Source organism: Streptomyces similanensis (assembly GCF_039543625.1).
Classification (GTDB): Bacteria; Actinomycetota; Actinomycetes; order Streptomycetales; family Streptomycetaceae; genus Streptomyces; species Streptomyces similanensis.
The window spans coordinates 1-3,370 of the sequence record NZ_BAABKC010000119.1; the positions used below are offsets into that span (position 1 = coordinate 1).

General features: G+C 73.1%; 1 protein-coding gene. It reads left to right on the forward strand.

All coding sequences use genetic code 11. The features are described from left to right. Nucleotides 1–3,370, forward strand: a 3,370-nt coding sequence (locus ABEB07_RS33500; RefSeq protein WP_345671789.1) for an SDR family NAD(P)-dependent oxidoreductase, incomplete at both ends; no start/stop codon positions are given.

Genomic DNA, 3,370 nt, shown 5'->3' on the forward strand with positions numbered 1-3,370 from the left:
CCCCACCTACCCCTTCCAACACCAACGCTACTGGCTGCCCGGCCCCGACCGGGACGTCCCGGCGGAGCGTGCGGCCGACTCCGCGTTCTGGCGGGCGATCGAGCGAGAAGACCTCGAAGCGCTGACCGACATGCTCACGCTCGGTGATCAAGAGGCCCAGCACGTCCTCGCGCCGGCGTTGTCGTTGATCTCGGACTGGCGCCGCAAGCAGACCGACCAGGAGACCGTCGACTCGTGGCGCTACCAGGTCGGTTGGCGGCCGTTGGCGCGTCCGGCCGGTTCACCGACGGCGAGCGGGGAACGCCCGCTGGTGTTCCTCCCGGCCGACGACGCGGACAGCCCCCTGGTCGCCGCCGTCGTCGAGACGCTGCCGCCCGATGCCGTCCTGGTGCCGTGTGCGGGCGCCGCGAGTCGCGCCTCGATGGCCAGCATGCTCACCGAGCACAAGCCACGGCATGCCGTGTCGCTCCTGGCCCTGGGGAGCGCCCCGGCGGCGGCGACCCTGGCACTCGTGCAAGCCTGCTCGGATGTGGGCCTGGACGGTTCGCTCTGGTGCCTGACGTCCGGCGCGGTGTCCGTGGGACCCGCCGATCAGCTGCGCAATCCGGACCAGGCGTCGGTCTGGGGACTGGGGCAGGTGGCGGGTCTGGAGCATCCGGACTGGTGGGGTGGCCTCGTCGATCTCCCGGAGCGTCTGGACCCCCGGGCCTCGGCACGGCTCGCGGCTGTCCTGGCAGGGCAGTGGGACGAGGACCAGCTGGCCGTACGGCCCTCGGGGGTGTTCGCCCGGCGTCTGACCCGGGCCGCCGCTCCGGCCGGCCCGCCGGCGTGGTCCACCGCCGGTGCGGCGCTCGTCACCGGCGGCACCGGTGCGCTCGGCGGACACGTCGCGCGCTGGCTGGTGCGTTCCGGTGTCCGTCATGTCATTCTCACGAGCCGCCGTGGCGTCGAGGCCCCGGGTGCCCATGAGCTGAAGGCGGAGCTCCAGGAGATCGCTCCCGGCGCCCGCGTGGACATCGAAGCCTGCGACGTCGCCGACCGTTCGGCTCTCCTCCGTCTGCTCGATGAAGTGGACACGCCGATCACCGCGGTCTTCCACACGGCAGGCGTGGGTACGGACGCGGCACTGCGCGACACGGACGCGGCTGTTCTCGAACAAGCGTGGCTGGGCAAGGCCGAAGGCGCCCGGAACCTCGACGAGGCGTTCGCCGGGGCCGCGCTGGACGCGTTCGTGCTGTTCTCCTCCGGTGCGGGCATCTGGGGCGGCCGCGGCCAGGGGGCCTACTCCGCCGCCAACGCCTACCTGGACGCCTTGGCACAAGTACGTCGCGCCCGTGGCCTGCACGCCCTCGCCCTCGCGTGGGGCACCTGGAGCGGCGGCGGGATGGCCACCACGGGATCGGCGGAGGAGTCGCTGCGCCGCACCGGTCTGCTGCCCATGGAGCCCGAACTCGCGGTCTCGGCGCTCGCGCGGGCGCTCGGCGGCGACGACACCGCCGTGGTGATCGCCGATATCGAGTGGGACACCTTCGCCCCGGTGCTGACGGCCGCTCGCCGCCGTCCTCTCATCGATGATCTCGCCGAGGCGCGGGCGGCGCTGGACGGGGCGGACACCGGTGCCCGGGACGACGGCGGCAACGTCTGGCGGACCCGTCTGTCCGGCGCCACCGGTGCCGAGAGGTCGCGTGTCCTGCTCGATCTCGTCCGCAGTGAGGTCGCCGCGACCCTCGGGCACACGTCCCTCGACGGCGTCTCCCCGCAAGCGGCGTTCCGCAGCCTCGGTGTCGACTCCTTGACCGCGGTGCAGCTGCGGAACCGGCTGCAGGCCGAGCTGGGACTGTCCCTTCCCTCCACGCTGGTGTTCGACCACCCGTCGCCCGTCGCGCTGGCCTCCTACCTGGACGGGGAGCTGTTCGGCGAGGGCGCCCCGGCCGACGCTCCCGGCGGGGCCGTGGCCGCGGTCGACGATCCGGTGGTGATCGTGGCCATGAGCTGCCGTCTTCCCGGCGCCGTCGACTCACCGGAAGCACTGTGGGACCTGGTGGCGAGTGGCGGTGACGCGGTCTCCGAGTTTCCCGACGACCGTGGCTGGGATCTGCGCCGGCTCTACGATCCGGACCCCGACACACCGGGCACCTCGTACACCCGGAGCGGCACCTTCGTCTCGGACGTGGCGGGGTTCGACGCCGAGCTCTTCGGGATCTCTCCGCGTGAGGCGCTGGCGATGGATCCGCAGCAGCGGCTGCTGCTGGAGACCTCCTGGGAAGCCTTCGAACGGGCCGGCATCGCGATCGACACCCTGCGGGAGAGCCGGACCGGGGTGTTCATCGGCTCCGCCACCTCGCACTACGCGGCCGGCGACGCCGGGCAGGGTGCGGAGGGGTATCTGCTCACCGGTACGGCGACGGCTGTGCTCTCGGGCCGTGTCTCGTACGCGTTCGGTCTGGAGGGGCCCGCGGTCACCGTGGACACCGCGTGTTCGTCGTCGCTGGTCACCATGCACCTGGCGGCGCAGGCGCTGCGCAGCGGTGAGTGCTCGCTCGCGCTCGCCGGGGGTGTGACGGTGATGGCGACGCCCGCCGCGTTCGTCGAGTTCAGCCGGCAGCGGGGCCTCGCGGTCGACGGCCGGTGCAAGTCGTTCGCGGCGGCCGCGGACGGGACCGGCTGGGGCGAGGGCGTGGGCGTGCTCGTCCTGGAGCGGCTCTCCGACGCCCGGCGCCACGGGCACCCGGTGCTGGCGGTGCTGCGGGGTTCGGCCGTCAACCAGGACGGCGCCTCCAACGGCCTCACCGCACCCAACGGCCCCTCCCAGCAGCGTGTCATCCGCCAGGCCCTCGCCAACGCCGGGCTGAGCCCCGACGAGGTGGACGCCGTCGAGGCCCACGGCACCGGCACCCGCCTCGGCGACCCCATCGAGGCGCAGGCGTTGCTGGCCACCTACGGACAGGACCGCGAACAGCCCCTCTGGCTCGGCTCGGTGAAGTCCAACATCGGCCACACCCAGTCGGCTGCCGGTGTGGCGGGTGTGATCAAGACGGTGATGGCGATGCGGCACGGGGTGCTCCCCCGCACCCTCCACATCGACGAACCCACCCCCCACGTCGACTGGACGACGGGCGCGGTCTCGCTGCTCACCGAGGACCAGCCGTGGCCGGAGACCGACGGTCGTCCTCGGCGTGCGGGGGTCTCCGCGTTCGGGGTCAGCGGGACGAACGCGCACGTCATCATCGAGCAGGCGCCGGCTGTCGAGTCCGCCGACGACGGCGAGGAAGACCCCGGACGGCCCTCCCTGCCGGTCGTGCCGTGGGTGATCTCGGCGCGTGACGAGAAGGCGTTGCGGGCCGCGGCGGGCCGGCTGGCCGAACGGGCA